General features: G+C 67.8%; 29 protein-coding genes and 4 tRNA genes. 17 read left to right on the top strand and 16 right to left on the bottom strand.

From position 1 onward, the window contains the following. Nucleotides 1–4: 4 nt before the first annotated feature. From OQ789_RS01890 to OQ789_RS01880, 3 genes are all read right to left on the bottom strand, one after another. Nucleotides 5–81: transfer RNA gene (locus OQ789_RS01890), tRNA-Phe, on the bottom strand. Nucleotides 82–108: 27 nt separating this feature from the next. Next, nucleotides 109–185, bottom strand: a tRNA-Asp gene (locus OQ789_RS01885). A gap of 29 nt (nt 186–214) precedes the next feature. Then, a tRNA-Glu gene (locus OQ789_RS01880) sits at nt 215–287 on the bottom strand. Between the two features lie 124 nt (nt 288–411). Between OQ789_RS01880 and OQ789_RS01875 the strand changes: the two genes are divergently transcribed. Continuing rightward, nucleotides 412–487: transfer RNA gene (locus OQ789_RS01875), tRNA-Lys, on the top strand. A 6-nt stretch (nt 488–493) separates the two neighbouring features. Here the strand turns inward: OQ789_RS01875 and OQ789_RS01870 are convergent. Then, nucleotides 494–1,393 carry a class I SAM-dependent methyltransferase gene (locus tag OQ789_RS01870; RefSeq protein ID WP_324683070.1) on the bottom strand — a complete coding sequence of 300 codons (900 nt, stop codon included), beginning with the start codon at nt 1,391–1,393 and terminating at the stop codon, nt 494–496. Nucleotides 1,394–1,512: 119 nt separating this feature from the next. On the opposite strand from OQ789_RS01870, the gene OQ789_RS01865 reads away from it, so the two are divergent. The 3 genes from OQ789_RS01865 to OQ789_RS01855 are packed head-to-tail and all read left to right on the top strand — an operon-like array spanning nt 1,513 to nt 2,698. Next, nucleotides 1,513–2,010 (top strand): nucleoside deaminase, encoded by a 498-nt coding sequence (locus OQ789_RS01865; RefSeq protein ID WP_324683068.1) that lies wholly within the window; start codon nt 1,513–1,515, stop codon nt 2,008–2,010. A gap of 44 nt (nt 2,011–2,054) precedes the next feature. Next, nucleotides 2,055–2,462 (top strand): metalloregulator ArsR/SmtB family transcription factor, encoded by a 408-nt coding sequence (locus OQ789_RS01860; protein WP_324683066.1) that lies wholly within the window; start codon nt 2,055–2,057, stop codon nt 2,460–2,462. A 32-nt stretch (nt 2,463–2,494) separates the two neighbouring features. After that, nucleotides 2,495–2,698, top strand: coding sequence for a zinc transporter Slc39a7 (locus tag OQ789_RS01855; RefSeq protein ID WP_324683064.1), 204 nt, complete (start codon nt 2,495–2,497; stop codon nt 2,696–2,698). Between the two features lie 21 nt (nt 2,699–2,719). On the opposite strand, the gene OQ789_RS01850 is transcribed toward OQ789_RS01855, so the two are convergent. Next, on the bottom strand, nt 2,720–3,733 hold the full coding sequence (locus OQ789_RS01850; protein ID WP_324683063.1) for an oxygenase MpaB family protein: 1,014 nt from the start codon (nt 3,731–3,733) through the stop codon (nt 2,720–2,722). Between the two features lie 68 nt (nt 3,734–3,801). Between OQ789_RS01850 and OQ789_RS01845 the strand changes: the two genes are divergently transcribed. The 5 genes from OQ789_RS01845 (at nt 3,802) to phoU (ending at nt 9,711) form a co-directional block, all read left to right on the top strand. Further along, entirely contained in the window at nt 3,802–4,416 is a 615-nt protein-coding gene (locus tag OQ789_RS01845; RefSeq protein ID WP_324683061.1) for a TetR/AcrR family transcriptional regulator, read from the top strand. 148 nt (nt 4,417–4,564) lie between these two features. Beyond that, on the top strand, nt 4,565–5,587 hold the full coding sequence (locus tag OQ789_RS01840) for an acyl-ACP desaturase (RefSeq protein ID WP_324683060.1): 1,023 nt from the start codon (nt 4,565–4,567) through the stop codon (nt 5,585–5,587). A 7-nt stretch (nt 5,588–5,594) separates the two neighbouring features. Then, complete coding sequence (dusB, locus tag OQ789_RS01835; RefSeq protein WP_324683059.1) at nt 5,595–6,728, top strand: tRNA dihydrouridine synthase DusB; 1,134 nt, start codon at nt 5,595–5,597, stop codon at nt 6,726–6,728. Nucleotides 6,729–6,921: 193 nt separating this feature from the next. After that, a complete protein-coding gene (locus tag OQ789_RS01830; protein WP_420716019.1) occupies nt 6,922–8,985 on the top strand; it encodes an LCP family protein in 2,064 nt (687 codons plus the stop codon). Nucleotides 8,986–9,042: 57 nt separating this feature from the next. Continuing rightward, nucleotides 9,043–9,711: a phosphate signaling complex protein PhoU gene (phoU, locus tag OQ789_RS01825; RefSeq protein ID WP_324683058.1), complete on the top strand. Its 669-nt coding sequence runs from the start codon at nt 9,043–9,045 to the stop codon at nt 9,709–9,711. 19 nt (nt 9,712–9,730) lie between these two features. Here phoU and pstB read toward each other — a convergent pair whose 3' ends face one another. The 6 genes from pstB to OQ789_RS01795 form a co-directional block, all read right to left on the bottom strand. After that, a complete protein-coding gene (gene pstB, locus OQ789_RS01820) occupies nt 9,731–10,507 on the bottom strand; it encodes a phosphate ABC transporter ATP-binding protein PstB (protein WP_324683057.1) in 777 nt (258 codons plus the stop codon). 19 nt (nt 10,508–10,526) lie between these two features. Continuing rightward, nucleotides 10,527–11,435 carry a phosphate ABC transporter permease PstA gene (gene pstA / locus OQ789_RS01815; protein WP_324683054.1) on the bottom strand — a complete coding sequence of 303 codons (909 nt, stop codon included), beginning with the start codon at nt 11,433–11,435 and terminating at the stop codon, nt 10,527–10,529. Then, nucleotides 11,432–12,475 (bottom strand): phosphate ABC transporter permease subunit PstC, encoded by a 1,044-nt coding sequence (pstC, locus tag OQ789_RS01810; protein ID WP_324683052.1) that lies wholly within the window; start codon nt 12,473–12,475, stop codon nt 11,432–11,434. The genes pstA and pstC overlap by 4 nt, the downstream gene beginning before the upstream one ends. A gap of 45 nt (nt 12,476–12,520) precedes the next feature. Further along, nucleotides 12,521–13,642: a phosphate ABC transporter substrate-binding protein PstS gene (pstS, locus tag OQ789_RS01805; protein ID WP_324683051.1), complete on the bottom strand. Its 1,122-nt coding sequence runs from the start codon at nt 13,640–13,642 to the stop codon at nt 12,521–12,523. Between the two features lie 165 nt (nt 13,643–13,807). Continuing rightward, a complete protein-coding gene (gene mshD / locus OQ789_RS01800; RefSeq protein ID WP_324683049.1) occupies nt 13,808–14,737 on the bottom strand; it encodes a mycothiol synthase in 930 nt (309 codons plus the stop codon). After that, nucleotides 14,734–15,498, bottom strand: coding sequence for a response regulator transcription factor (locus tag OQ789_RS01795; RefSeq protein ID WP_324683047.1), 765 nt, complete (start codon nt 15,496–15,498; stop codon nt 14,734–14,736). The genes mshD and OQ789_RS01795 overlap by 4 nt, the downstream gene beginning before the upstream one ends. A gap of 177 nt (nt 15,499–15,675) precedes the next feature. Here OQ789_RS01795 and lmeA point away from each other — a divergent pair, with 177 nt between their 5' ends. From lmeA to OQ789_RS01765, 6 genes are all read left to right on the top strand, one after another. Beyond that, a complete protein-coding gene (lmeA, locus tag OQ789_RS01790) occupies nt 15,676–16,488 on the top strand; it encodes a mannan chain length control protein LmeA (RefSeq protein WP_324683352.1) in 813 nt (270 codons plus the stop codon). Next, a complete protein-coding gene (locus OQ789_RS01785; RefSeq protein ID WP_324683046.1) occupies nt 16,485–16,904 on the top strand; it encodes a thioredoxin family protein in 420 nt (139 codons plus the stop codon). Before lmeA ends, OQ789_RS01785 begins: the two co-directional genes overlap by 4 nt. 220 nt (nt 16,905–17,124) lie before the next feature. Beyond that, nucleotides 17,125–17,595: a DUF4395 domain-containing protein gene (locus tag OQ789_RS01780; protein ID WP_324683045.1), complete on the top strand. Its 471-nt coding sequence runs from the start codon at nt 17,125–17,127 to the stop codon at nt 17,593–17,595. A 35-nt stretch (nt 17,596–17,630) separates the two neighbouring features. Continuing rightward, entirely contained in the window at nt 17,631–18,464 is an 834-nt protein-coding gene (locus OQ789_RS01775; protein ID WP_324683043.1) for a sulfurtransferase, read from the top strand. Nucleotide 18,465: 1 nt separating this feature from the next. Continuing rightward, on the top strand, nt 18,466–18,768 hold the full coding sequence (locus OQ789_RS01770; RefSeq protein ID WP_324683042.1) for a DUF1416 domain-containing protein: 303 nt from the start codon (nt 18,466–18,468) through the stop codon (nt 18,766–18,768). A gap of 198 nt (nt 18,769–18,966) precedes the next feature. Next, nucleotides 18,967–19,623: an FABP family protein gene (locus OQ789_RS01765; RefSeq protein ID WP_324683041.1), complete on the top strand. Its 657-nt coding sequence runs from the start codon at nt 18,967–18,969 to the stop codon at nt 19,621–19,623. Nucleotides 19,624–19,894: 271 nt separating this feature from the next. Here OQ789_RS01765 and OQ789_RS01760 read toward each other — a convergent pair whose 3' ends face one another. Further along, entirely contained in the window at nt 19,895–20,764 is an 870-nt protein-coding gene (locus tag OQ789_RS01760) for an aminodeoxychorismate lyase (RefSeq protein WP_324683351.1), read from the bottom strand. Between the two features lie 181 nt (nt 20,765–20,945). On the opposite strand from OQ789_RS01760, the gene OQ789_RS01755 reads away from it, so the two are divergent. Continuing rightward, a complete protein-coding gene (locus OQ789_RS01755; protein ID WP_324683040.1) occupies nt 20,946–22,037 on the top strand; it encodes a folate-binding protein YgfZ in 1,092 nt (363 codons plus the stop codon). 147 nt (nt 22,038–22,184) lie between these two features. Then, complete coding sequence (locus tag OQ789_RS01750) at nt 22,185–22,370, top strand: DUF3073 domain-containing protein (RefSeq protein ID WP_324683039.1); 186 nt, start codon at nt 22,185–22,187, stop codon at nt 22,368–22,370. 61 nt (nt 22,371–22,431) lie between these two features. Here the strand turns inward: OQ789_RS01750 and purM are convergent, their stop codons facing one another. From purM to OQ789_RS01730, 4 genes are all read right to left on the bottom strand, one after another. Further along, nucleotides 22,432–23,526, bottom strand: coding sequence for a phosphoribosylformylglycinamidine cyclo-ligase (gene purM / locus OQ789_RS01745; protein ID WP_324683038.1), 1,095 nt, complete (start codon nt 23,524–23,526; stop codon nt 22,432–22,434). 70 nt (nt 23,527–23,596) lie between these two features. Further along, nucleotides 23,597–25,123, bottom strand: a complete 1,527-nt coding sequence (purF, locus tag OQ789_RS01740) for an amidophosphoribosyltransferase (protein ID WP_324683036.1) — start codon at nt 25,121–25,123, stop codon at nt 23,597–23,599. Between the two features lie 137 nt (nt 25,124–25,260). Then, nucleotides 25,261–25,650: a sterol carrier family protein gene (locus tag OQ789_RS01735; protein ID WP_324683034.1), complete on the bottom strand. Its 390-nt coding sequence runs from the start codon at nt 25,648–25,650 to the stop codon at nt 25,261–25,263. A gap of 101 nt (nt 25,651–25,751) precedes the next feature. Then, nucleotides 25,752–26,381 (bottom strand): CPBP family intramembrane glutamic endopeptidase, encoded by a 630-nt coding sequence (locus OQ789_RS01730; protein WP_324683032.1) that lies wholly within the window; start codon nt 26,379–26,381, stop codon nt 25,752–25,754. Nucleotides 26,382–26,393 lie beyond the last annotated feature (12 nt).

Genomic DNA, 26,393 nt, shown 5'->3' with positions numbered 1-26,393 from the left:
TCCGTGGTGGCCAGGGGCGGGATCGAACCGCCGACCTTCCGCTTTTCAGGCGGACGCTCGTACCGACTGAGCTACCTGGCCGGAGGGCAGCGAGTGCCTCGCCGCGCTTGGCGACCCTGACGGGACTCGAACCCGCGACCTCCGCCGTGACAGGGCGGCGCGCTAACCAACTGCGCCACAGGGCCTTGCTGCTGCTCCGCGTTCCCGCGTCGCGTACCCCCAACGGGATTCGAACCCGTGCTACCGCCGTGAAAGGGCGGCGTCCTAGGCCACTAGACGATGGGGGCCAGAACCGAATCACTCCGGGGTACTCGCAACGTGGTTTCGTTGGGAGCCACGTCAGCTTAGGTCACGGTGTGCCCAATCCTCAAACGAGCGTCGTTTTCGGTCCAAGTATCCTGAATCTCCGCGGCCCCTATAGCTCAGTTGGTAGAGCTACGGACTTTTAATCCGCAGGTCCCAGGTTCGAGCCCTGGTGGGGGCACCACACGGCTCATCGCCCGAGCACCGCGCTGCTGTAGGTGACATCGGCGAAGGCCGCGGCGACGTCGTCGTCGGCGTAGGCAAACCCGTTGGCCGCATGCAACTCCGCGACGGTCTGCGACGAGGTCTGCCAGCCGCGCCGGCTCAGGTGATCGACGATATGGCTGCGCTGTCCGTGGTAGACGAGATCGTTGAAGTCGATCTCGAACCCGAGTTCGCTCATCCGGTCGTGGTGGGCGCGCCACCGCGGGTCAGCGAAAACGGCTGTGTCAGGCACGAATTCGAAGGCGAGACGGCTGCCGGGGGCGCTGAGCGTGGTGATGTTGTCGAACAGCGCGTCCTGGGCATCGTCGGGCAGGTAAACCACGAGGCCTTCCGCGCTCCACGCCGAGGGGGCCTGCGGGTCGAATCCGACCGCCCGCAGCGCCGACGCCCAGTCGTCGCGCAGGTCGACGGCGACGGTGCGCCGCTCGGCCGTCGGCTCGGCTCCGAGGTCGCCCAGCGTCAGCGTCTTGAACTCGATCACCTCCGGCATGTCGACCTCGTAGACGACCGTCCCCGCCGGCCAGGGCAGCCGGTAGGCGCGGGCATCGAGGCCCGACGCGAGGATCACCGCCTGGCCGATGCCACTGCGGGTCGCTTCCAGAAAGAACTGGTCGTAGAACCGGGTTCGGCAGGCCATTCCCCGCGCCATCCGCTGCGGGTCGAACTCGGTGTTCCCGCCCGCCGCGATCTCGCCGTTGACCAGCCGGACATAGACGTCGATGCCGACCGCCCGCACCAGCGGCGCGGCGTACGGGTCGTCGATCAACTTCGCCTCGGAGGACAGCGCCCGCTGGGCGGCCACCATGGTCGCGGTCGCCCCGACACTCGTCGCAAGATCCCAACGATCACGCTCGGTGCGCGCCATGATGCCCCTCCTACGGGATCGAAAAACATAGAGAATCTAGTTAGTACCACAACGCCAGTCCCCTGCCGCGGGACTACTCTGCGGGTTATCCGCTCGTCCGTTCAACGCCGGAGGACCCGATGACCGATTTCGCGCAGCGGACGATCGACCTGGCCCGGCGCAACGTGAGCGAGGGCGGCCGCCCCTTCGCGACGGTGATCGTGCAGGACGGCGCCGTGCTAGCCGAGAGCGCCAACCAGGTGGCCCAGACGAACGATCCCACCGCCCACGCGGAGATCCTCGCGATCCGCGAGGCCTGCATGAAGCTGGGCACTGAGCACCTCGTCGATGCCAGTATCTACGTGCTGGCACACCCCTGCCCGATGTGCCTGGGCTCCCTGTACTACTGCTCGCCCAAGGAGGTCGTCTTCCTGACCACCCGGGACAGCTACGAGCGCTACTACCTGGACGACCGCAAGTACTTCGAGTTGTCCACGTTCTACGACGAATTCGCGAAGGACTGGGACCAGCGGCGCCTGCCCATGCGCTACGACCCGCGAGGCGACGCCGTGGAGGTCTACCGGCTCTGGAACGAGCGCAACGGCGGCCGCCGCGCGACGGTCGTCGCGACGGCCTGAACCGCGCTCTTGGCAGCCCGGGCCGCTTTCGCTACTATCTGCGTATGCATGCAGGTAACGGCACAGGGAAACTGCCGGACGATCAGGCCAGCCTGGTGGTCGAGGTGTTCCGGATGCTGGCCGATGCCACTCGCGTGCAGGTGCTGTGGTCGTTGACCGACCACGAGATGTCGGTCAACGAACTCGCCGAGCACGTGGGCAAGCCGGCGCCGTCGGTTTCCCAGCACCTCGCGAAGCTGCGGATGGCACGCCTGGTCCGCACCCGCCGGGAGGGCACCACGATCTTCTACAGCCTGGAAAACGACCACGTCCGTCAACTCGTCATCGACGCGGTCTTCAACGCCGAGCACGCCGGCCCCGGGGTGCCCGGTCATCACCGCGGCGACTCCGGGCTCAAGGCCGTCGCCGAAGCCCCCCGCCCACCGCGGCGCCGGCCGCTGAAAAGCCAATAATTACAAGGTATTCCACCAAGGAGAGGACACCAATGAGCGACCAGCACGCCCACGAGGCGCCACACGCCCACGAACACCAGCACGGCGACGTGACGCATGCGCATGCGCACACCACCCACGAGCACGACCACGTCGAGCACGAACACTCGCACGCCCACCCCGACGGCACCGAGCACAGCCATCCGCACGTGCATCAGGCGGGCCTGGAGGACGTTCACGGCCACGCTCACACATAGCGCGGGCGGACCTGCGGCGGCTCAGGAGACCATCGGGCAGTAATGCTTGGGGTCGCCGCGCCGGTCTTCGGGCGGCAGATTGCGCGCCGGGGTCTGCACCAGTGGTGTATCGAGCGGGATCCGCCCGCTGGCGCGGTCCAACCCGGCCCGGGCCCGGGGGTGCTTGCGATACCTGGGCGGCACCAGGGCGAACACACCACGGACGAGGTCACCGAAGCGCCGGTGCAGCCACTCGTCGCGACGCGACCACTCAAAGCCCAACCGTTCCCGAACGGCAGGGTGATAGAAGCCGACCGTGAGCCAGACGAAGAACGGCCGCGATAGCCTGGTCAGGCCGCCCCACAGCCAATCCGGGAGCCAGGGAGCGATCGGCAGCTTGTCGTATATGGTCAGATCGAGCACGGCTCGCGTCGCGTAATTGTCCTCTAATACGTTGCGGCACATGTGATCCCAGTAGACCTGAAACTCTTCCCAGGTCTTTGGCACCGGACGCATGCTCATGCCGTACATCCGGTACCACTGAATGTGCTCGTCGAACAGTCGGCGCTTGTCGGCCTCGGTCAGACCGCCGCCGAACCGCTCGGCCACCAGGATCGTGCCCATGAAGAACGTCGAGTGTGCCCAATAAAAGACGTCGGGATTCAGTGCGTGGTATCGACGGCCCTGCTCATCAACGCCCTTGATGTCGGCGTGGTACTCGCGGACCTCGGCACCCGTCGCCGGGGCGCGGCCTCCGTCGAACACCACACCGCCGATCGGGTACAACGAACGCATCACCCGCGGCAAGGGTTCCCGGAAGAACGTCGAGTGTTGCTCCACCGCGGCGCCCAACTGCGGATGCATGTTCTGCATGGATCCCGCGAACGGGCCCTGCAGCATGCCGCGCCAATCCCCGAAGTATCGCCAGGTCAGCGAGTCGGGGCCCAGCGGCAGTGGCGGTGCGTCGTAGCCTAGGGGCGACACCGGGCAGCCGGCGGCCACAGCTGGCGCTTCATCGCTGGTCAGAGGGCACGATGCGGACGTATCTTGAGTCACTAGTGGGTCCCTGCAGGTATCGTGGAATTTTGACTACGGCCGTTGTCATTCTCAAGCTTAGGAGCGATGTGCAGACGGGTCAACGACGGGGACGCTGGACCGGCGTCCCGCTGGAGAGTCGCCTCGCGCTTCGCCGCGACAACCTCATCAGCGCCGGCGTGCAGTTACTCGGCAGGCTGGGCGGCCCGGCGCTGACCGTGCGCGCGGTCTGCCGTGAGGCCGCGCTGACCGAGCGCTACTTCTACGAAAGCTTCGCCGACCGTGACGAATTCGTGCGCGCGGTCTACGACGACGTCTGCACGCGCGCCATGAACACCCTGACGTCGGCGACGACCTCCAGGGAAGCCGTCGAACGATTCGTCGAGCTGATGGTCGACGACCCGGTGCGTGGGCGGGTGCTGTTGCTGGCGCCGGCGGTGGAGCCGGTGCTGACCCGCTCCGGCGCGGAGTGGATGCCCAATTTCATCGATCTGCTGCAGCGCAAGCTGTCGCGGATCGGCGACGCCGTGCTGCAGAAAATGATCGCGACCAGCCTGGTGGGCGGGTTGTCGAGCCTGTTCACCGCCTACCTGCACGGACAGCTGGGCGCCACCCGCACACAATTCATCGACTACTGCGTCAACATGCTGTACATCACAGCCGCGCCGTACGTCCCGGCCGGCGAGCTGGGCAAGTCGCAGTAACGCGCGTTTTCGGCTGCGCCACATCGGCAAGCCGTACTGAAACACAGCCGTGGAAAACCTGCACCGGCACGCCGTCGCGGAACTTGATGCTACTGAAGTACACAGATATATTGACTGCTACCCGTCGACACAGATAACTGGAGGACCCATGTCAGCCGAGCTGACAAACCTACGGCTGCTTCAGGAACTCGAGCCGTTCGTCGAGAAGTACCTGAACCGACACGAGAGCATGCACAAGAACTGGAACCCGCACGACTACATCCCATGGTCGGACGGGAAAAACTACTACGCGCTCGGTGGACAGGATTGGGAGCCCGGTCAGTCCAAGCTGTCCGACGTCGCCCAGGTCGCGATGGTGCAAAACCTGATGACCGAAGACAACCTGCCGTCATATCACCGCGAGATCGCGATGAACTTCGGCATGGACGGCCCCTGGGGCCAATGGGTCAACCGCTGGACCGCCGAGGAGAACCGGCACGGGATCGCGCTGCGCGACTACCTGGTGGTGACCCGCGCCGTCGACCCGATCGAGCTGGAGAAGCTGCGCATCGAAGTGATCAACCGCGGCTTCAGTCCCGGCCAGAACCACCAGGTCCGCGAAGACCTGTTCGCTGAGAGCCTGTTCGATTCGGTCATCTACGTCACCTTCCAGGAGCTGGCGACCCGGATCTCGCACAGAAACACCGGCAAGGCGTGCAACGAGCCGATCGCCGACCAGTTCCTGGCCAAGATCTCGGCCGACGAGAACCTGCACATGATCTTCTACCGCGACGTCAGCGAGGCCGGCTTCGCCATCGCGCCCAACCAGGCGATGAAGTCGCTGCACAAGGTGCTGCGCAACTTCCAGATGCCCGGCTACCAGGTGCCCGAATTCCGGCGCAAGGCCGTGATGATCGCCGTCGGCGGCGTGTACGACCCGCGCATCCACCTCGAAGACGTCGTCATGCCCGTCCTGAAGAAATGGCGCATCTTCGAGCGCGAGGACTTCACCGGCGAGGCCGCCGCGCTGCGCGACGATCTCGCCCTGCTGATCAAGGAACTCGAGACCACCTGCGACAAGTTCGAGATTTCCAAGCAGCGTCAGCTCGATCGCGAAGCCCGCACCGGTAAGCGGACCACCGCGGCGGAGCTGCACCTGACCGCGGGCACGCTGACCATGAGCCGGCGGTAACCAACCGGTGCGCATCGGTTCCATCGCGCTCGCCAGCCCGGTGGTCCTGGCGCCGATGGCGGGCGTGACCAACGTCGCATTCCGGACGCTGTGCCGCGAACTGGAACAGGCCAAAGTCGGCACCGTCAGCGGGCTCTACGTCTGCGAAATGGTCACGGCGCGTGCGCTTGTCGAGCACCATCCGGCCACCATGCACATGACCACGTTCGCGCCCGGCGAGTCGCCGCGCTCGCTGCAGCTCTACACCGTCGACCCGGCGACCACCTACGCGGCAGCCAAGATGATCGCCGACGAAGGACTCGCCGACCACATCGACATGAACTTCGGCTGTCCGGTGCCCAAGGTGACCAAGCGCGGCGGCGGCTCGGCCCTGCCGTACAAACGCCGACTGTTCGGCCAGATCGTCGCCGCCGCGGTGCGCGGCACCGAGGGCACCCGGATCCCGGTGACCGTCAAGTTCCGCATCGGCATCGACGACGAGCACCACACCCACCTCGATGCCGGCCGCATCGCCGAAGCCGAAGGCGCGGCCGCCGTCGCGCTGCACGCCCGCACCGCCGCGCAGCGCTACTCCGGCACCGCCGACTGGGACCAGATCGCCCGGCTCAAACAGCATGTGCAGACGATCCCGGTGCTCGGCAACGGCGACATCTACGACGCCAGTGACGCGCTGACCATGATGGCCAGCACCGGATGCGACGGTGTCGTCATCGGCCGCGGCTGCCTGGGCCGCCCCTGGCTTTTCGCCGAACTGTCGGCCGCCTTCACCGGCGCCCCGCCGCCCACGCCGCCGACGCTGGGCGAGGTCGCCGACATCATCCGACGGCACGGGCGGCTGCTGGCCGCGCACTTCGGCGAGGACAAGGGCATGCGCGACATCCGCAAGCACGTCGGCTGGTACCTGCACGGCTTTCCGGCGGGCTCCGAGCTGCGCCGGGCGCTGGCGATGGTCAAGACGGTCGACGAACTGGACTCGTTGCTCGGCCGGTTGGACGGGGCCGTGCCGTTCCCGGCCGAGGCGACGGGCCCCCGCGGCCGCCAGGGCTCCCCGGCCCGGGTGGTGCTGCCGGAGGGTTGGCTGACCGACCCGGACGACTGCACGGTGCCGGCCGGCGCCGACGTCATGCACTCCGGGGGCTGACCCGACGGCTCGACATCGCGTCCGGACCGATAACTCAGTACCATGTGGGCTTTGTTGCATGCGCTTGTGCGGCGGACGGTTCCGTGCCGCTGCACCAGGGCAACAAAACCGTTTACCACCAGCCGCAGCGCTGCGCTGACCTTACGCACGGACACGCTGACGTCCGCATCAGACCTTCGGAGGCCGGTACGACATGAGTGACGCCGAGAGCGACGCCACTCGTCGTGGTCGGCACGGCCCGGCCGCGACGCCGCGGGGCGCCGCGGCGCCGCTGGGCGCCGCGCCCTGGGAGAGGTTCTTCGAACCGCCGGCCGACGACAACCTGCACCGCTGGCAGCCTGAGGCCGTCCCCGACAAGCCCGTCGAGTCGGGCAACGACGAGGCCGAACCGGGTGGATCGCACACCGGCGGTGGCGTCAGCGTCGCGGACCTGATCGCCAAAATCGGTGCCCCCGGCCGGCCCGTCCACCATCGTGCCGCTGCCCAGGATCCCGAGGTCGAGCCGTCCGGCGCCGAGCCCGGCCTGCCGATCGAGCTGCAGACGACGCAGGTGATCGACGACCTGGCCTACTCCCTGGACGCCGTGCCCGAGCTTGGCTGCTTCGAGGCCACCGACTACCCGGCCGACTACCCCGCTGACGACGACCCCGCTGAGAAGGCGCGCGACAACGGCGCCGGGGAACCCCGACGCCGGCGCCGCCCACTGCTGATCGCCGGGCGGTCGACCGCGGCCCTGGCCGCGGTACTGGCCCTGGCCATGACCGGCGGGGCCTGGCAGTGGAGCACGTCGAAAAACGCCCGGCTCAATACGGTCAGCGCGCTCGACCGGGACTCCAGCGACATCCGCGACCCGGGCGGGCAGTACGGCGACGAGGACTTCTTGATCGTCGGCCTCGACTCGCGCTCCGGCGACAATGCCAACATGGGCGCCGGAACCACCGACGACGCGGACGGCGAACGCTCCGACACGGTCATGCTGGTCAACATCCCGGCCAACCGTAAACGGGTGGTCGCGGTGTCGTTCCCCCGCGACCTGGCGATCACCCCGATGCAGTGCGAAGCGTGGGACCCCCAAACCGGCAGGTACGGGCCCCTCTACGACCCGAAGACCAAGACCTACGGCCCGAAGATCGTCTACACCGAGACCAAGCTGAACTCGGCGTTCGCCTTCGGCGGCCCGAAGTGTCTGGTGAAGGAAATCCAGAAGCTGTCCGGCCTGAACATCAACCGCTTCATCGCCGTCGACTTCGCCGGCTTCGCGAAGATGGTCGACGCCCTCGGCGGCGTCGAGGTCTGCTCGAGCACGCCGCTGCACGACTACGAGCTGGGCACCGTCCTCGAACACGGTGGCCGCCAGGTCCTCGACGGCCCGACCGCCCTGAATTACGTCCGCGCCCGCCAGGTCACCACGGAGGTCAACGGCGACTACGGCCGCATCAAACGCCAGCAGCTGTTCTTGTCGTCGCTGCTGCGGTCGTTGATCTCTGAGGACACGCTGCTGGACCTCAACAAGCTCAACAACGTCGTGAACATGTTCATCAGCGACACCGTCGTCGACAACGTGAAGTCCAAGGACCTGGTCCAGCTCGGCCAGTCACTGCAGGGCATGGCGGCCGGACACGTCACGTTCGTCACCGTGCCGACCGGTGTGACCGACGAGAACGGCGACGAGCCGCCGCGTATGGCCGACATGCGGGCGCTGTTCGACGCCGTCATCAACGACGATCCGCTGCCCGAGGAAAACGACCAGAACGCGCAGAATCTGAGCGCGTCTCCGACGACGGGCCCGTCGCGAGCACCGACCACCAGAAAGTCGCCGGCGCCGGCGCCGGAGGCGCAGCGCGAGCAGGTCACCACGACCTCGCCCAGCGGCGTGACCGTGCGGGTTTCCAACGCGACCACGCAAAGCGGTCTGGCCACCACCGCGACCAGCCAGCTCAGGCAGGACGGCTTCAACGTGATGTCACCCGACGACTACCCGAGCTCAGTCAACGCGACCACCGTGCTGTTCTCGCCGGGCAACGAAGACGCTGCGGCCACCGTCGCGTCCTCGTTCACCAACGCGAAAGTCCAGCGGGTTTCCGGCTACGGGCAGGTCGTGCAGGTGGTCTTGGGTCCCGACTTCAAGTCGGTCAGCACTCCATCGCCCAGCGGCTCGTCGCTGAGCCTGCAAATCGAGCGCGGCTCGAGTAATGCACCGGCCAAGCTGCCCGAAGACCTGACCGTCACCAACGCGGCCGACACCACCTGCGAGTAACCGCTTTTCACGGCGCTCCGCCGACCGTTTCGGGCGAGGGGCCGTACCCTGGGTGATATGCGGACCGCCTACCACGAGCAACTCTCGGAGTTATCCGAGCGCCTCGGCGAGATGTGCGGCTTGGCAGGAATCGCCATGGAGCGGGCCACCCAGGCTCTGCTGCAGGCCGACTTGGTGCTAGCCGAACAAGTCATCTCCGATCACGAGGCCATCGCCGCGCTGAGCGCGCGCGCCGAGGAAAGCGCCTTCGTACTGCTCGCGTTACAGGCGCCGGTGGCCGGCGATCTACGGGCCATTGTCAGTGCGATTCAGATGGTGGCGGATATCGATCGGATGGGTGCGCTGGCGCTGCACGTCGCCAAGATCGCCCGCCGACGCCATCCCCAGCACGCGCTGCCCGAAGAGGTCAACGGTTATTTCGCCGAAATGGGCAGCATCGCGGTCGAATTGGGCAACAGCGCTCAAGAGGTGGTGTTGTCGCGCGACCCGGAGAAGGCCGCCCGCATCCGCGAAGAAGACGACGCCATGGACGACCTGCACCGGCATCTGTTCTCGGTGCTGATGGACCGGGAATGGAAGCACGGCGTCGCGGCGGCCGTCGACGTGACGCTGCTGGGCCGGTTCTACGAGCGCTTCGCCGACCACGCCGTCGAGGTCGCCCGGCGGGTCATCTTCCAGGCGACCGGCCGACTTCCCGACGAAGAGGCGAAACCCGCGGCCCAGTAAGCGAACCCGCGGTGTTGGGTTAGCCGAAGCGCCCCGAAATGTAGTCCTCGGTGGCCTTTTGGCTCGGGTTCGAGAAGATTTTCTCGGTGTCGTCGACTTCGATCAGTCTGCCCGGCTTTCCCACGGCTTCCAGGTTGAAAAACGCCGTGTAGTCGCTGACGCGGGCGGCCTGCTGCATGTTGTGGGTGACGATGACGATGGTGTAGTCCTGCTTCAGCTCGCTGATCAGCTCTTCGATGGCCATCGTCGAGATCGGGTCCAGCGCCGAACACGGCTCGTCCATCAGCAGCACGTCGGGCTGCACGGCGATGGCCCGCGCGATGCACAGGCGCTGCTGCTGCCCGCCGGACAATCCACCACCGGGCCGGTCCAACCGGTCCTTCACCTCGTCCCACAGGTTCGCCCCGCGCAGCGAATACTCCGCCGTCTCGTTCAGCATCTTGCGATTGCGCACCCCCTGCAGCTTCAGGCCGGCCACCACGTTGTCACGAATTGACATGGCGGGGAACGGGTTCGGCCGCTGGAACACCATACCGATGGCCCGGCGCACGCCGACAGGGTCGACCCCGGTGCCGTAGATGTCTTCGTCATCGAGCAGCACGCTGCCCTCGACCCGCCCGCCGGGCACCACCTCGTGCATCCGGTTGAGTGTGCGCAGCACCGTCGTTTTGCCGCAGCCCGATGGGCCGATGAACGCGGTCACGCTGCGGGGCAGAACCGACAGCGTCACATCCGAAACCGCGTGGAACGATCCGTAATAGATGTTGACGCCCTTGAGGTCCAACCGTTTGGCCACTTAGTGCTCCTGCCTATGACTATCTGACGCTGAGAAATCGTGATATCACGCGGGCCGCGACGTTCATGGTGGCGATCACCAGGATGAGGGTCAATGCGGCGCCCCACAACCGATCCGTGGGAATGGGGTTGATGCCGGCGCCGGCCGTCGTCTGGTTGAACATCAGGCCGGGCAGGGTTCCCATGAACCCGCTGAAGATATCGAAGTTCATCGACTGTGCGTAACCGACGAGGATCAGCAGCGGCGCCGTCTCGCCCATCACCCTGGCCATCGCCAGCAGTATCCCGGTGACGATTCCGGACAGGCCGGTGGGAATGACCACGCGCGCAATGGTTTTCCACTTGGTGATGCCCAGGGCGTAACTGGCCTCGCGCAGGTCCACCGGGACGATCCGCAGCATCTCCTCGGTGGCGCGCACGATCACCGGGAGCATCAGCAACACCAGCGCCAGCGATACCGCGAACTCCGACCGGGGCAGTCCCAGCGTGGCCACGCACAACGCGTAGATGAACAGTGCCGCGACGATTGACGGCACACCGCTCAGGATGTCCACCATGAACGAGGCCACTCGGCCCAGCGCGGTGCCGCCGCCGTACTCGACCAGATAGATCGCCACCATCAGGCCGAGTGGGACCGAGATGACGGCGCATATCAGTCCCTGCAGCGCGGTGCCCACCAGCGCGTGGTATGCGCCGCCGCCGGTGACGAACGCCGTCATCCCTGCTTGCGAGTGCGACCACCACACGGTGGACGCAACGGCCCTGAAGCCCTTGACGACGACCGACCACAACACCATCACCAGCGGTGTCACCGCGACCAGCAGCGACAGCGAAACCAGCAGGGTCGCAACGTAGTTCGTGACCCGGCGGCGCCAACTGACCGGCGAGAACGTCCGCGGCTTGAGCGGGCGGTCCAACATCGAGTTCATCGGGCGCCCTTTCGCTCCGCCCCCGCGACGGCGCCCCGCGCCAAGGCATCGACCAAAAAGGTGAGCACGAACAAAGTCAGCCCCGCCGCGATGTACGCGCCGGCCCTGTACCGGTCGTCGAATTCGGCTGCGGCGCCGGCGATCTTGGTCGCGAAGGTGGAGCCGCCGTCGAACAGCGACCAGCCGAACGCCGACTGGGTGCCCCGCAGAATGATCAGCAACGCCACCGTCTCACCCAGCGCGCGGCCGAGCCCCAGCATCGAGCCGCTCACGTAGCCCGACCGCCCGAACGGCAGTGTGACCGTCTTGACCGCTTCCCAGCGGGTGGCGCCGAGCGCCAGCACGGCCTCGACCTGGTCCTGCGGTGTCTGGGCGAACACCTCGCGCGTGACCGCGGTGATGATCGGCAGGATCATCACCGCCAGGACCACCCCGCCGGTGAAGATGGTTCCCCCGCCGGCGGGCGACGCGTTGCCGTTGGCGAACAGAAAGCACCAGCCGAGCGAGCGATTGAGCCAGCTGGCGACCGGCCGCAGCTGCGGGGCCAGGACATACAGTCCCCACGCTCCGTAGATGATGGAGGGCACCGCGGCCAGCAGGTCGACCGAGTAGGCCAGCCACGTGGCGACCCGCCGCGGTGCGTACGCGGTGATGAAGATGGCCACGCCCAGCGCGACCGGCATGGCCAGTGCCAGCGCGAACAGCGACACGAACACGGTGACCGGCACCAGGCTGGCGATGCCGAAGTGCATCGCCGAGGTGTCCGTGGTGCCCCAGACGCCGCCGTAGCTGAAGAAGTTCTCCCGATTCCGGTGCAGCGCCGGTATCGCGCGTCCGAGCAGGAACGCGGCGATAGCGGCGATGACCACGATGATGACCACGCCCGAGGACTGCGCGAGCCGGCGGAAAATCCGGTCCGCCACATGGGGCCGCGCCGCGCCCCAGGGACTGATGGGTGTGGCTTGCTTTTCCGGAAGCGGCGCGGCGACAACCGCTCCCGAGCCGGCGTCGATGGGGTTCGGCCCCGAGGATCCGGTCACCGCGACCCCGTCCCGGTGCCGCAGTCGTTTGTTGATATCCGAGGGCTATTGCAGCGCATCGATCGCCGCAATCAGTCGTTGCCTGACCCTGTCGGACAGCGGCACGTAGCCGGCCTTCACCAGTTCGTCCTGCGCGCTGCTGGCCGATACGGACAGAAAAGATTTGACGGCCGCCGCAGTCTGCGCGTCGTAACCCTTCGAGCACACGATCTCGTAGGTGACCAGCAGCAACGGGTACACCCCGGGTTCCTCGGAACCGTACATGGAGTTGATGTCGAGGACCAGGTCATTGCCCTCGGCCAGGAACCGGACCGTGTCGACGGCGGTGCGGGCCGTGTCGCTGTTCAGCGGGATCACGCCGCCGCGGGTGGCGATCTTGGCGTACGGGATGCCGGCCTGGTCGGCGAAGCCCTTCTCGACGTATCCGATGGCGCCCGGCGTGGCTCGCACCGCCTGGGTGACGCCGGCGGACTTCGCGGTGCCCTCTCCGACGCCACCCTGAAATTCCGTTCCGATTCCCTTGGACCAGCTCTGCGGCGCCGCCGCGGTGAGATATTTCTGCACGTTGTCGGTGGTTCCCGACGAGTCGGTCCGATAGATGGGCGTGATCTTCGTGTCGGGTAGTGCCGTCCCCGGGTTCAGGGCGACCAAGATGGGGTCGTTCCAAGCGGTGATCCTGCCGGTGAAGATCTTCGCCAGTGCGTCACTGTTGACCACCAGCGGCGGATTTCCGGGCAGGTTGTAGACGATGGCGACGGGGCCGAAGACCAGGGGCAGGTCCCACGCCGGGTTTCCGTTGCAGCGGTTGGCGGCGGGCCCGATCTGGGCGGCGACCAGGGGAGAGTCCGCGCCGGCGAAATCGACATGTCCGACGATGAACTGCTCACGGCCGGCGCCCGATCCGGTCGGGTTGTAGGCCAGCGCCTTGCCCGGGCAGTACTGGCCCCACACCTGGTTGAACACGGTGATCGCGTTTTCCTGCGCGGTCGAGCCCTCCGCCGTCAGCTTGTTCTTCCCGCCGCATCCCGCCGTTCCGGTGACACCGGAGCTGGGCGGTGCCGCCCCGCGGTGATTCTGGTCGCTGCCGCAGGCGGTCAGCGCTCCGGCAACCAGCGCCGTCACCAACGCCACGGCGGCCAGCCCCCTGCTCTGCCTGTCGAGCCTCACCAATCTCGCTTTCCTGAGCCATTCCGGACGCATCTGGGCGCCGCCGGTCAGCTCTCGTGTGATGTTGCCGCGTGCCGGCGAAATATGCGCCGATGCGACCCACACCAACGTCTCGGTGGTCGAGACCAGATTAACGATCGGGGTCGGCGACCCTGGTACCCGCGGTCAGTCGGCGGCGTATGCGGTGTCGACGCTGTAGGTGGTGAAGCCCAGGCGCTGGTAGGTGCGCACCGCGGCGACGTTGTCCGATTCCACGTAAAGCATCACGGTGGGTTCGGCTGAAGTCTTCGGGTCGGCCAGGCGCCGCCCCAACCAGTCGATGCCGACGGCGGTCAACGCCTGCCCGAGGCCGCGACCCTGCGCGGAGGGATCGACGCCCACCACGTACACCTCGCCCAGGCCGGGCCGATCCAGGTGCACCTTCGTCCAGTGGAAGCCCAGCAACGTCCCGTCCTGATCACCGCCGGGCTCGCCGAACGCGAGGAATAGGCCCGACGGGTCGAACCACGGTTCGTTGCGGCGCTCCGCCAGCTCGGCCTCCGTCCAGCCGCCCTGTTCGGGATGGTGGGCGAAGGCGGCGTTGTTGACCCTCAGCAATTCGGCGTCGTCGGCGGTGCCGGCATAGGTGCGGATGCTGACCCCGGGTACCGGCGGCACGTCGGGCAGATCGCGCAGCGGACGACGCATCTGCACCAGCTCCCGCACGGGGACCAGGCCCCACGCGGACGCGGACGCCCGGGCCGGCTCCAGCGTGCCGTGGGCCCAGAACCGGTTGCGCGCACCGGTTTTGGCCAGCGTCGCGCGGGCCAGCGTGGACCCGATACCGCGCCGACGCGCCCGCGGGTGCACCACGAGTTCCGCCATGGCAGCCTCACCGTCACGCGGCGGACTCAGGTTGAGGTACCCGACGATCGCGTCGCCGGGCGTTGCGTCCCCGGTGATCACAAGGTGCTCGGTGCGGTCGTGGCCGAGTTCGCGCAGCACCTGCTCGCCCACCGGCGCAATCCCATCGAATTCGGTTGCCGCACTAACGAGTTCGCGCACACCCCGCTGCTCGTCGACGGTCAGCGACCGCCGCCAGTCAGGCGAGGTCACTGCGCGCGCAACGGATCACCCAACGGATCCTGGGCGTCCTGCGATTCGGAGTCGGAGTCGGCCTCGCCGGACTCGGCGACCGGGCCCCGGCCACGCGCGGGCCGGACGGCCTTGTAACCGACGTTGCGGACGGTACCGATCAGCGCCTCGTACTCCGGACCGAGCTTGGCCCGCAGCCGGCGCACGTGCACGTCGACGGTGCGGGTACCCCCGAAGAAGTCGTATCCCCACACCTCGTGCAGCAGTTGGGCGCGCGTGAACACCCGGCCGGCATGCTGGGCCAGGTATTTGAGCAATTCGAATTCTTTGTAGGTGAGGTCAAGCGGACGGCCTCGCAGCCGGGCGGTGTAAGTGCCCTCGTCGATCACCAGCTCGCCCAGGCTGACCTTGCCGGCACTCTCCTGGTCCGCGAGCCCGCCACGGCGGCCGATCACCAGCCGCAGCCGCGCGTCGATTTCGGCGGGCCCGGTGGTGGGCAGCAGGATCTCGTCCAGACCCCAGTCCGCGCTGATGGCCACCAGGCCACCCTCGCTGACCACGGCCAGCACCGGGGCCGAGCGGCCGGCGGTGCTCAACAGCCGACACAGTCCGCGCGCCGACGACAAGTCGGTACGGGCGTCGACGATCACCGCATCCGCGGTCCCGGCCTCGAGCAAGGAAGCGGGCTCTGGCGGCGCCGTCCGGACGGTGTGCGGAAGCAGGGACAACGACGGCAAGACCGGGTCGGGATGAAGCTCCGAGGTCAGCAGTAGTAGCTCCAACTAGCCCCTCCAACTCGGGGGAACGGCATCTCCCAAATTCACGACGCTATTAAGCGTTAGTTACCAGGTCATGTAACGATAACGTGTCACCTGGGTTTTTCGCGTGGCAGACGGGCCAGTGTGAGCCGCGCCACGACCGATCCGGCGGCGACCAATGCTGGGGCCGTGCGCCACAATATTCGGGTGCGCAAGGTGCTGATCGCTGTGACCGCGACCGCCGGCGTGGTCGCGGTGGGCGCGCTCGGTGCGATCGGCGTCGACTACGGAACCAGCATCTATGCCGAATACCGGCTGTCGTCCAGCGTGCGCCAGGCGGCCCGGCTGGGCACCGACCCGTTCGTGGCGATCGTGGCGTTTCCCTTCATCCCGCAGGCGATGCGCGGCAACTACCGCCAGGTCGAGATTAAGGCCAACGCGGTCGATCACGCGATGACCGGCAAAGCCACCCTGGAAGCCACGATGTACTCGGTGGGCCTGGCTCAGGCGTCCTGGCTGATCAGCCCGGACGCCAAGCTCGCGGTGGGCAGGCTGGAGAGCCGGATCATCGTCGACTCGACACACTTGGGCCGGTTCATGGGCATCAGCGACCTGATGGTCGAGGCGCCGGCCAAGGAGACCAACACCTCCACCGGCGGCGTCACCGCATCGGGCATCTCGGATAGCCACGGGCTGGTGTTCACCGGGACACCCAAATCGGCGGGATTCGATAAAAGGGTCAGCGTCTCGGTGGACCTCTCCATCGCCCCCGACGACCCAGCGACCTTGGTGTTCACCCCGACCGGCGTGCTCACCGGATCGGACACCGCCAACCAGACGGTGCCGGCGGACAAACAGGACGCCGTGTTGCACGCCTTCACCGCCAGGCTGCCCGATCAGCACCTGCCCTTTGGGGTCGCGCCCACCACCGAAGGGGCCCGGGGATCCGACGTCATCATCGAGGGCATCACCCGCGGAGTAAACGTGACCCTCGAGGGGTTCAAGCAGTCATGACCGTCATCGTCGTCACCGTCGCGGTGCTCGCCGCGGCGACCCTCGCCGGCTGGCTGCTGACCCGGCGTTCGGGACACATCCGGACAGTCGACCCCGCACCGGATCAGGACACCGAGGCCGACGCCGCCGCCCTGGGGCTTTCCCGCAGCGGACCGACGGTGGTGCATTTCAGCGCCCCGTGGTGCGGGCCGTGCGACCGGGTCCGCCGGGTCGTCGAGCAGGTCTGTGACAACCTGGGCGATGTGGCTCACATCGAGATCGATCTGGACGCCAATCCGGAGACCGCACGCCGCTATTCGGTGCTGTCCCTGCCCACCACGCTGATCTTCGACGCGCAAGGCCGGCAGCGCTACCGCACCTCCGGAGTGCCCAAGGCCGCCGACCTGCGGTCCGCGTTGCAGCCGCTGTTGGCTTGACCACGGTGTCATTAGGTAAGCTGACCGACGTGCCAGCCCGCCTCGAGCCCATGCTCACCCAGCGTCGCGCAGTTCTGCGCCGCACTGCGGGCTGTTGTTGTTGCTGTTGCTGTTGAGTAGCCGCGCTTTCGCGTAGCACTCGGAGCGGCCCGGATCCAAACCGTGGCACGTCTCCATTCGTCGTTTCCGTCAGCAACACAGGCATCGAGGAGTTCCAACCTTGCCAAGCAATAACACCACCACGCAGCCCGATCTGGTCGACGTGCGTGGACCCCGGTTCGCCGCATGGGTCACCACCGCGGTCCTGGTGCTCGCGCTGCTCGTCTCCGCGGCGAGTCCGCCGGTCGCCGCGGTTGTCCTGGCCGTTCAGGCCGTCATCTTCGCCATCGGCGCGGTCGGCGGACCGCGCAAGCACCCCTACGGCCGCATCTTCGCCGCCGTCGTCGCCCCGCGACTGGGCCCGGTGCAGGATCGCGAACCGACCGCCCCGCTGCGGTTCGCCCAACTCGTCGGCCTGATATTCGCGGTGCTGGGAACGATCGGATTCGCCACCGGGGCCGTCTTGTTCGGCGTCATCGCGACCGCGGCCGCCCTGGCGGCCGCGTTTCTCAACGCGGCCTTCGGCATCTGCCTCGGCTGCCGGCTCTACCCACTGGTGGCCCGCTTCCGACGCCCTGCGCGTCGCACCTGACCTGCTGTAACAAAGCGATTGAAAGGATCCACTCCATGGCACGCTCCGACGTCCTGGTCTCCACCGACTGGGCTGAGAGCAATCTCGACGCCTCAGGCGTCGTCTTCGTCGAAGTCGACGAAGACACCAGCGCCTACGATGCCGGCCACATCCCCGGCGCGATCAAGCTGGACTGGCGCACCGACCTGCAGGATCCGGTCAAGCGCGACTTCGTCGACGCCCAGCAGTTCTCCAAGCTGCTCAGCGAGCGGGGCATCTCCAACGACGACACCGTGATCCTCTACGGCGGCAACAACAACTGGTTCGCCGCCTACGCCTACTGGTACTTCAAGCTGTACGGCCACGCCCAGGTCAAGCTGCTCGACGGCGGCCGCAAGAAATGGGAGCTCGACGGGCGCACGTTGTCCGGCGACCCCGTCACCAGGCCGACGACGTCGTACAGCGCTGCCGCGCCCGACACCAGCATCAGGGCGTTCCGCGACGAGGTGATCGCGGCCATCAACGTCAAGAACCTGGTCGATGTGCGCTCCCCCGACGAGTTCTCCGGGAAGATCCTCGCGCCCGCGCACCTGCCGCAGGAGCAAAGCCAGCGGCCCGGCCACATCCCTGGCGCCATCAACGTGCCGTGGAGCAAAGCCGCGAACGAGGACGGCACCTTCAAGTCCGACCACGAGCTGTCCGAGCTCTACGCCGGCGCCGGCCTGGACGGCCAGAAGGAAACCATCGCCTACTGCCGCATCGGTGAGCGCTCGTCGCACACCTGGTTCGTTCTTTACGAACTGCTCGGGCATCGGAATGTGAAGAACTACGACGGCAGTTGGACGGAATACGGCTCCCTGGTGGGTGCCCCGATCGAGTTGGGAAGCTGATATGTGCTCTGCACCGAAGCAAGGACTGACGTTGCCCGCCAGCGTCGACCTGGAGAAGGAAACGGTGATCACCGGCCGCGTCGTGGACCGCGACGGTCAGGCGGTCGGCGGCGCGTTCGTCCGCCTGCTGGACGCCTCCGACGAGTTCACCGCCGAGGTGGTGGCGTCGGCCACCGGTGACTTCCGGTTCTTCGCCGCACCGGGGTCCTGGACCCTGCGTGCCCTGTCGAAGGCCGGCAATGGCGACGCCGTGGTAGCGCCCTCGGGCGCGGGCGTCCACGAGGTCGACGTAAAGATCGCCTGACCCGCCGGCCGCCCCCCACGGGGACGCCGCGGGACGAATAGACTTGTGCCCGTGGTGCTGCTCTTCGAGATCATGCTGGTTGTGGCCGTCGTGGTCATTTCCTGGTTCGCCTTGTACACCCTCTATCGGCTGATCACCGACGAGTCGTGAGCCCGCCGGCGACCGTCCAGAGCGCAGCGATGGGGAGGAGCGGCGCACGTGACTCCCGATGACCCGCCGCGTTCCGCAGGCTCCGGCGACCGGGCGGTGGCCGCCGCCGCCGAGCGCGCCAGGCTGACCGCCGGCCGCAACGTCCCGTCCTACGACGACTTGCCCCTGCCCGCCGACACCGCGAACCTGCGCGAAGGCGCCGACCTGAGCGATGCCCTGCTGGCGCTGCTGCCGCTGGTCGGCGTGTGGCGCGGGGAAGGCGAAGGCCGCGGACACGACGGCGACTACCGGTTCGGTCAGCAGATCGTGGTCTCGCACGACGGCGGCGACTACCTGAACTGGGAGGCCCGCTCATGGCGGCTCAGCGAGACCGGCGAGTACGAGGAACGCGGCTTGCGCGAGACCGGTTTCTGGCGCTTCGTCACCGATCCCGATGATCCCGGTGAATCGCACGCCATCGAACTGCTGTTGGCCCATTCGGCGGGCTATGTCGAACTGTTCTACGGCAGCCCCCTGACCCAGTCGTCGTGGGAGCTGGTCACCGACGCGCTGGCCCGCAGCAGGTCGGGCGTGCTGGTCGGCGGTGCCAAACGCCTCTACGGCATCGTCGAAGGCGGCGACCTGGCGTACGTCGAGGAGCGGGTGGACGCCGACGGCGGTCTGGTGCCGCATCTGTCGGCGCGGCTGTCTCGCTTCGCCGGGTAGCGCGGCGCCGCGAAGTCGGACCGCCGACGGCCGTCAAACATGGAGCGGCCCCCAAGCCATATTCCCGGTCGGACAAGAACCGGGAGCTCGGGGGCCGGGTGGCTGCGGGGAATTCGCCAGCGCAATTGCGACGCCGGTTCTTCCGAGCCACTGCTGCTAGCGCGCAGCCACCTCACATGTCCATGAAGCTATCAATTTCGCGGACCACCTCCCTTCTTGTGTACGACCGACCGTACCGGCAAATCGGCCAGCCGACAACAGAATTCAGCGCTCAGCGATCGCTGACGATGGCCACATCGATCAGCGCTGCGAACTCCCCGGCCAGCGGGGACGGCCGCAGCGCTCGGCCATCAAGGGTGTGCACGCGGGCGGCCAACGTCATGCTGGAAATCAGCCAAACACCCTGCGCGGCAACAAGGTCGGCGACGCGCAGCGCGCGGTAGTCGCAGTCGTAGCCCTTGCCCCGGGCTACCTCGAACAGGGCCTGCTGGGTGGTGCCACGCAGGATCGGATACCACGGCGGCGGTGTCAGCAGGCACGGTTGACCGTCCGGCGTCTCGGCGGCGGTGGCGATCACCACGGTGGAGCGCGGGCCTTCCAGCACGTAGCCATCCGCGCTGACGAAGATCACGTCACCCGCGTCGTGACGGGCGGCGTGGCGCAGGGCCGCCATATTGATCGCGTAGGACAGGGTCTTGGCGCCGGCCAGCAGCCACGGCATCGAGTCCACACCGGTGGCGGGTAGCCCCCGGTCGAGCGTGATCGCCGCCAGCCCGTGACGCCGCACCGTCGTCACCCGTTCGGGAACCGCGTTGACCATGACGTAGGCGGTCGGCGCCGAACCGTGCTCGCGCCCGCGGCTGTAGATCAGCCGCATCGCGCCCTCGTCGGCGTTGCCCGCACGCCAGTGCCGGGTGGCCACCTCGATGGCGCTTCGCCATCGCGGCAGGTCAGGCCGGGGCAGGTCGGTCAGCGCGGCCGACTGAGTCAACCGCTGCAGATGCGACTCGATCAGGCAGGCCCTGCCGTCGCGCACCAACAGCGTCTCGAAGACACCGTCACCGCGGACCGCTGCCAGGTCGTCGGCGTACAGCAGGGGCGCGTCCGGCGCCTGTATCTCGCCGTCCAGCGTGACAATCACTCCCGTCTGGCCAGCCATGGTCGAGAAGCCTATCCAATCGTGACGACCCGGTGACCGGCCCCGGCGAACGGGAAGCCGGCCGTGCCCGCCCAGGTCCGTAGAGTTGACGCGTGACCCGCGACGAAGAGCACAAGAGCGATGTGGGGGCATCTCTGGGTGGCCGGGGAGAGGGGCGGCGCCCATGACCGCGGTCCCCGCACCCGAGACCGGACCCGACGCCGGCGCTGTCTGGCATTACGGCGACCCGCTGGGTGAGCAGCGCACGAGCGACACCGAAGCGATCTGGGTCGACCGCTCGCACCGCGGCGTCCTCACCCTCACCGGAAAAGACCGGCAGACCTGGCTGCACAGCATTTCGACGCAGTTCGTCAGCGACCTGCCCGACGGCGCCGTGACGCAGAACCTCAGCCTCGACGGCCAGGGCCGCGTCGAGGATCACTGGATCCAGACCGAACTGGCCGGCACCACCTACCTCGATACCGAACCGTGGCGGGCCGAGCCGCTGCTGCAGTACCTACGCAAGATGGTGTTCTGGTCCGAGGTCGCCCCGGCCGGCGCCGGCCTGGCCGTGCTGTCGTTGCTGGGCCCGAAACTGGCTGACCAGCCGGTTGTCGATGCGCTCGGGGTCGACGCCCTGCCCGCCGAGACGACCGCGGTCGCCGCGGGCGGCGGTTTCGTGCGGCGGATGCCGACCGCACCGGGCGGCCCGATAGAGGTCGACCTGCTGGTCCCGCGCGCGACGCTGGACGACTGGCGGAATCGCCTGACGCAGGCGGGGGTCCGCCCCGGCGGTGTGTGGGCCTATGAAGCCCACCGGGTCGCGGCCGTGCGGCCCCGCCTTGGCGTCGACACCGACGAGCGCACGATTCCCCACGAGGTGGGATGGATCGGCGGTCCCGGCGCCGGGGCCGTCCACCTGGACAAGGGGTGCTATCGCGGGCAGGAGACCGTCGCGCGGGTGCACAACCTGGGCAAGCCTCCCCGGATGCTGGTGCTGCTACACCTCGACGGGTCGGTGGACCGGCCGTCGACAGGCGATCCGGTGCTGGCCGGCGGCCGCGCGGTCGGCCGCCTCGGCACCGTCGTCGACCACGTCGATCTCGGGCCCATCGCGCTGGCGCTGCTCAAGCGCGGAGTGCCCGCCGAGACCCCATTGACGACGGGACCGGAGGCCTCGGTGGCGGCGGTGATCGATGCCGACTCGCTGCCCGCGACCGAACATGTCGGCGCCGGGCGGTTAGCTGTTGAACGGTTGCGGGGGGGTGCGGGATAATGAACGGCAACGTCCCGCGCCAGCGAGCAGGGCGCGCCAACGCCCGGTGGCGAGGCACGGTAAAGTGTTGGCAGGACAATACGACACCAGGAGATCGGAGCCGCCTACTCGTTAGGCCGCTCCGTTATTGCGCGAGGGGGTTCCCCCATGGGCCGCGGCCGGGCTAAGGCAAAGCAGACCAAGGTTGCTCGAGAACTCAAATACAGTTCTCCGCAGACCGACTTCCAGCGGCTTCAGCGCGAGCTGTCAGGGACGGATTCGGACGAATCCGTCGAATTCGACAGCGACGGCTCCGACGAATCCTGGGACGACCAGGACAACTGGCCGCGATAGAACGAACGCTGCGGCGCCGATGCTCAGAGCACCGGCGCCGTATTCGTTATGCCGCAGGTTCCTAAAATCTCGGGTGCTGACCGACCATCTTGGCCCGCGGGCTCGCTTTGCCGCCTTTGCCGACGGTGCCCAGCACCCAGCAGTCCAGGTGCCGTGCGGTCAGGATGGCCAGGGCGCGGTCGGTGTCCTCGGGAGCCACGATGGCGATCATGCCGACGCCCATGTTGAACGTCTTCTCCATCTCCTCGCGCCTCACCCGGCCTCGCTGGGCGATCATCGCGAACACCGGCGCCGGGGTCCAGGTGCCGCGGTCCATCTCGGCGACCAGTCCGTGCGGAATGACGCGTTGCAGGTTGCCGGCCAACCCGCCCCCGGTGACGTGGCAGAAGGTGCGGACGTGGGTTTCGGCCGCGAGCGCCAGGCAGTCCTTGGCGTAGATGCGGGTGGGTTCGAGCAACTCCTCACCCAGGGTGCGGCCGAACTCCTCGACGTAGCCCTCGAGATTCATCCGGTCGATCTCGAGCAGCACGGTGCGCGCCAACGAATACCCGTTGGAGTGCAGACCGGACGAACCCATCGCGATGATGACGTCGCCGGGTTTGACACGGTCGGGCCCCAGCACGTCGTCGGCCTCGACGACGCCGATGCCGGTGGCCGAGATGTCGTAGTGGTCCGGCTCCATCAGCCCGGGATGCTCGGCCGTCTCGCCGCCCAGCAGCGCGCACCCGGCGCGCACACATCCCTCGGCGATGCCACTGACGATGGCGCTCAAGCGTTCCGGCACCGTACGGCCCACCGCGATGTAGTCCTGCAGGAACAGCGGCTCGGCGCCGCACACCACCAGGTCGTCGACCACCATCGCGACCAGGTCCAGCCCGACGGTGTCGTGTTTGTCCATCGCCTGGGCGACCGCCAGCTTGGTGCCGACGCCATCGGTGGACGCGGCGAGCAGAGGCTCACGGTAGTCGCCGCGTAGCGCGAACAAGCCGGCGAATCCGCCCAGGCCGCCCCGGACCTCGGGTCGCGTGGCTTTCGTCGCCAGCGGCTTGAACAGTTCGACGGCGCGATCGCCGGCTTCAATGTCCACCCCGGCCGACGCGTAGGTGATGCCCCGACTGCCTTGGTGTCGTCCGGGGCTCTTTCCGGGATCCGTCATCGCGATAAAGGCTACCGGGCGGCGCTGAGGGACGGGATCAAACGTCGGCGATGGCGCCAACCGGCTTGGCTCAGTGGGCAACCGGCACTTCGTCGGCCGCGAGATCCTCGAGGCCGGCTCCGCGGGCGGCGTTGGCCAGCATGTGCTCGATGACGTTCTTGCCCAACGCGGTTTCCCCGGGCAGTTCGATCGGATACTGGCCGTCGAAGCAGGCAGTGCACAGCCGCGACGCCGGCTGCTCGGACGCGGCGACCAGCCCGCGCAGCGAGATATAGCCCAGCGAGTCGGCGCCGATCGCGTGCCGTACCGCCTCAAGCATCTCCTTCTTGTCTTCGACCGCGTTGGCGATCAGTTCCGCCGGCGACGGGAAGTCGATGCCGTAGAAACAGGGCCATTTGACGGGGGGCGAGGCGATCCGCACGTGCACTTCGACGGCGCCGGCCTCGCGCAGCATCCGCAACAGTGCGCGCTGGGTGTTCCCGCGCACGATCGAATCGTCGACGACGATGAGCCGCTTGCCGCGGATCACCTCGCGAAGTGGGTTGAGCTTCAGCCGGATACCGAGTTGGCGGATGGTCTGCGACGGCTGGATGAAGGTGCGCCCGACGTAGGCGTTCTTCATCAACCCCTGGCCGTAGGGGATGCCCGACTCCTGCGCGTATCCGACGGCGGCGGGTGTGCCCGACTCGGGCACACCGATCACCAGGTCGGCATCGACGGGACGCTCACGGGCCAGCCGGCGACCGATCTCCACCCGGGTCGCGTGGACGGACCGGCCTGCGATCGTGCTGTCCGGACGCGCCAGGTAGACGTACTCGAACACGCAGCCTTTGGGGGTGGGGTTGGCGAACCGGGTGGAGCGGACGCCGTCGGCGTCGATCGCCAGCAGTTCGCCGGGTTCGATGTCGCGCACGAAGGACGCGCCGACGATGTCCAGCGCCGCCGTTTCGGAGGCGACCACCCAGCCGCGGTCCAGCCGGCCGAGCGACAGCGGCCGCACCCCGTGCGGGTCGCGGCACGCGTACAGGGTGTTCTCGTCCATGAAGGTCAGGCAGAACGCGCCGCGCACGGTCGGCAGCAGGTCCAGCGCCGCCTGCTCCAGGGTGGCGTCGGCTGCGCCGTGGGCCAGCAGCGCGCCCAGGATGTCCGAGTCCGTCGTCGCCGGTGCGGGCGCGCGCTTGGCGATCAGTCCCTCGTCACGGGCGCGGGCGGCGAGCTCAGCGGTGTTGACCAGGTTCCCGTTATGCCCCAGGGCGACCCCGGTGCCGGCCGCGGTGTTGCGGAAAACCGGCTGTGCGTTTTCCCAGGTCGTGTCGCCGGTGGTCGAGTAGCGGCAGTGGCCGATCGCGACGTGGCCCGGCATGGCGCCCAGCGTCTGCTCGTCGAATACCTGGCTGACCAGGCCCAGGTCTTTGAAGACCAGCACCTGGGATCCGTCGGCGACGGCGATGCCGGCGGCCTCCTGGCCGCGATGCTGCAGCGCGTACAAGCCGTAGTAGGTGAGTTTGGCGACGTCCTCGCCCGGGGCCCAAACCCCGAAGACGCCGCATTCTTCTCGGGGTGCGTTGAAGTCTTCTTCGGGTTCTTGGACGGTCACAATTGGGCAGCTCCCCGGGGAACGGTTGGTGACGTAACGGAGTCTACGGGCAACCGGACCAGGCCAACGAATCCGCCGGGCGTGTTGAGCCGCGAGTTCCCACCAAAAATAGCTAAACCTGCAGTTCAGGGTTATGTTCAGCCGACATCGAACAAAGGCAGGCAGTGTCCAATCTCACCGGCTCGCGCGCCGGAAAGGCGCAGGACACCGGTGCGCTGCGCCTCGGCGAACGACGACTTCCCGGTGGCCAGCAGCAGCCAGGTCCGCGCGTCGGTTTCCACCACATTGGGCGGTGTGCCCCGGGTGTGTGTGGGTCCGGCGATGCACTGCACCGCGACGAACGGCGGGATGCGCAGCTCCACGCTGCGCCCGGGGGCCACGGCGGCCAGTGTGCGCGCTGTCAGCCGCACGGCCGTCGCCAATTCCTGCCGGTCGGGCGGTGGACGGGTTTCGTCGCGCAGCCAGTCCGCGAGGGCCAGCACGGCCTGCCGGGCTTTCGCCGGATCGGCTTTGTCGCGGGGGGCCATACCCTAGGGTCTCAAAATCGTCGGACACTACAGTTCACGGCCGCCGCCACCGCGTAATCGGACAAGCCAAGGCATCGAATTCCGTTCCCGTGTAACGGAATTCAGTCCGTCCAGGACTGGACGGCCAGCACTGCGATGGCCCCGGCCTCGTTGATGGCCAGGTGCGCCAGCACGGGTGCGGCCAGACTGCCAGACCGGTCGGCCAGCCAGCCGAAGAGCCAGCCCGCGATTCCGGTGACCAGCACGGTCGCCGCCACCGGCTCGCCCGTCGCGCGGGCATCGGCGATGTGGGAGAGGGCAAAAGCGCCGGCCTGCAACAGCCGTCCACCGCGTACACCGAAGGCGGCAGAGCCGGCGGCGGCCAGCGCCCCGCGAAAGGCGGACTCCTCCGACCACACCGTGCCGACCGGAATTTGCAGCAGCAGCCACGCCGGCGGCGTTGCCGGCGGCGTGCGGTCGGCCATCGATCGGCGCACCGGCGTCAGCGCGGTTGTCGCGACGACCGCGCCCGCAACCGAGAACCCGGCCAGTGAACCCAGCCGCAGACCGGCCCACAGCCGCGGCGGGCCCAGGCCCAGCGGCGCACGCGTTGCCGCCACCAGCAGGACGCCCACGCCGGCCTGCAGGATCGTCCGCCACGAGGCCGGTAACCGCGGGCTGACGAAGCTCCAACCGACGAGTACCGCGGCCAGGAGCAATGCAGCAGACCGACGGAAAGCACTGGCAGACATCAGGATTCGTCG

Origin of the sequence: Mycobacterium sp. 94-17 (genome assembly GCF_035617725.1) — a bacterium.
GTDB lineage: Bacteria > Actinomycetota > Actinomycetes > Mycobacteriales > Mycobacteriaceae > Mycobacterium.
Note: the sequence above shows the minus strand (reverse complement) of the source record. Positions and strands in the feature narration are given on the sequence as shown.

Coding starts and splice junctions, on each gene's coding strand:
- OQ789_RS01870 (WP_324683070.1), bottom strand. CDS start 1,393: ATGGCGCGCACCGAGCGTGATCGTTGGGATCTTGCGACGAGTGTCGGG.
- OQ789_RS01865 (WP_324683068.1), top strand. CDS start 1,513: ATGACCGATTTCGCGCAGCGGACGATCGACCTGGCCCGGCGCAACGTG.
- OQ789_RS01860 (WP_324683066.1), top strand. CDS start 2,055: ATGCATGCAGGTAACGGCACAGGGAAACTGCCGGACGATCAGGCCAGC.
- OQ789_RS01855 (WP_324683064.1), top strand. CDS start 2,495: ATGAGCGACCAGCACGCCCACGAGGCGCCACACGCCCACGAACACCAG.
- OQ789_RS01840 (WP_324683060.1), top strand. CDS start 4,565: ATGTCAGCCGAGCTGACAAACCTACGGCTGCTTCAGGAACTCGAGCCG.
- OQ789_RS01830 (WP_420716019.1), top strand. CDS start 6,922: ATGAGTGACGCCGAGAGCGACGCCACTCGTCGTGGTCGGCACGGCCCG.
- phoU (WP_324683058.1), top strand. CDS start 9,043: ATGCGGACCGCCTACCACGAGCAACTCTCGGAGTTATCCGAGCGCCTC.
- pstA (WP_324683054.1), bottom strand. CDS start 11,435: ATGAACTCGATGTTGGACCGCCCGCTCAAGCCGCGGACGTTCTCGCCG.
- OQ789_RS01785 (WP_324683046.1), top strand. CDS start 16,485: ATGACCGTCATCGTCGTCACCGTCGCGGTGCTCGCCGCGGCGACCCTC.
- OQ789_RS01775 (WP_324683043.1), top strand. CDS start 17,631: ATGGCACGCTCCGACGTCCTGGTCTCCACCGACTGGGCTGAGAGCAAT.
- OQ789_RS01770 (WP_324683042.1), top strand. CDS start 18,466: ATGTGCTCTGCACCGAAGCAAGGACTGACGTTGCCCGCCAGCGTCGAC.
- OQ789_RS01755 (WP_324683040.1), top strand. CDS start 20,946: ATGACCGCGGTCCCCGCACCCGAGACCGGACCCGACGCCGGCGCTGTC.
- OQ789_RS01750 (WP_324683039.1), top strand. CDS start 22,185: ATGGGCCGCGGCCGGGCTAAGGCAAAGCAGACCAAGGTTGCTCGAGAA.
- purM (WP_324683038.1), bottom strand. CDS start 23,526: ATGACGGATCCCGGAAAGAGCCCCGGACGACACCAAGGCAGTCGGGGC.
- OQ789_RS01735 (WP_324683034.1), bottom strand. CDS start 25,650: ATGGCCCCCCGCGACAAAGCCGATCCGGCGAAAGCCCGGCAGGCCGTG.
- OQ789_RS01730 (WP_324683032.1), bottom strand. CDS start 26,381: ATGTCTGCCAGTGCTTTCCGTCGGTCTGCTGCATTGCTCCTGGCCGCG.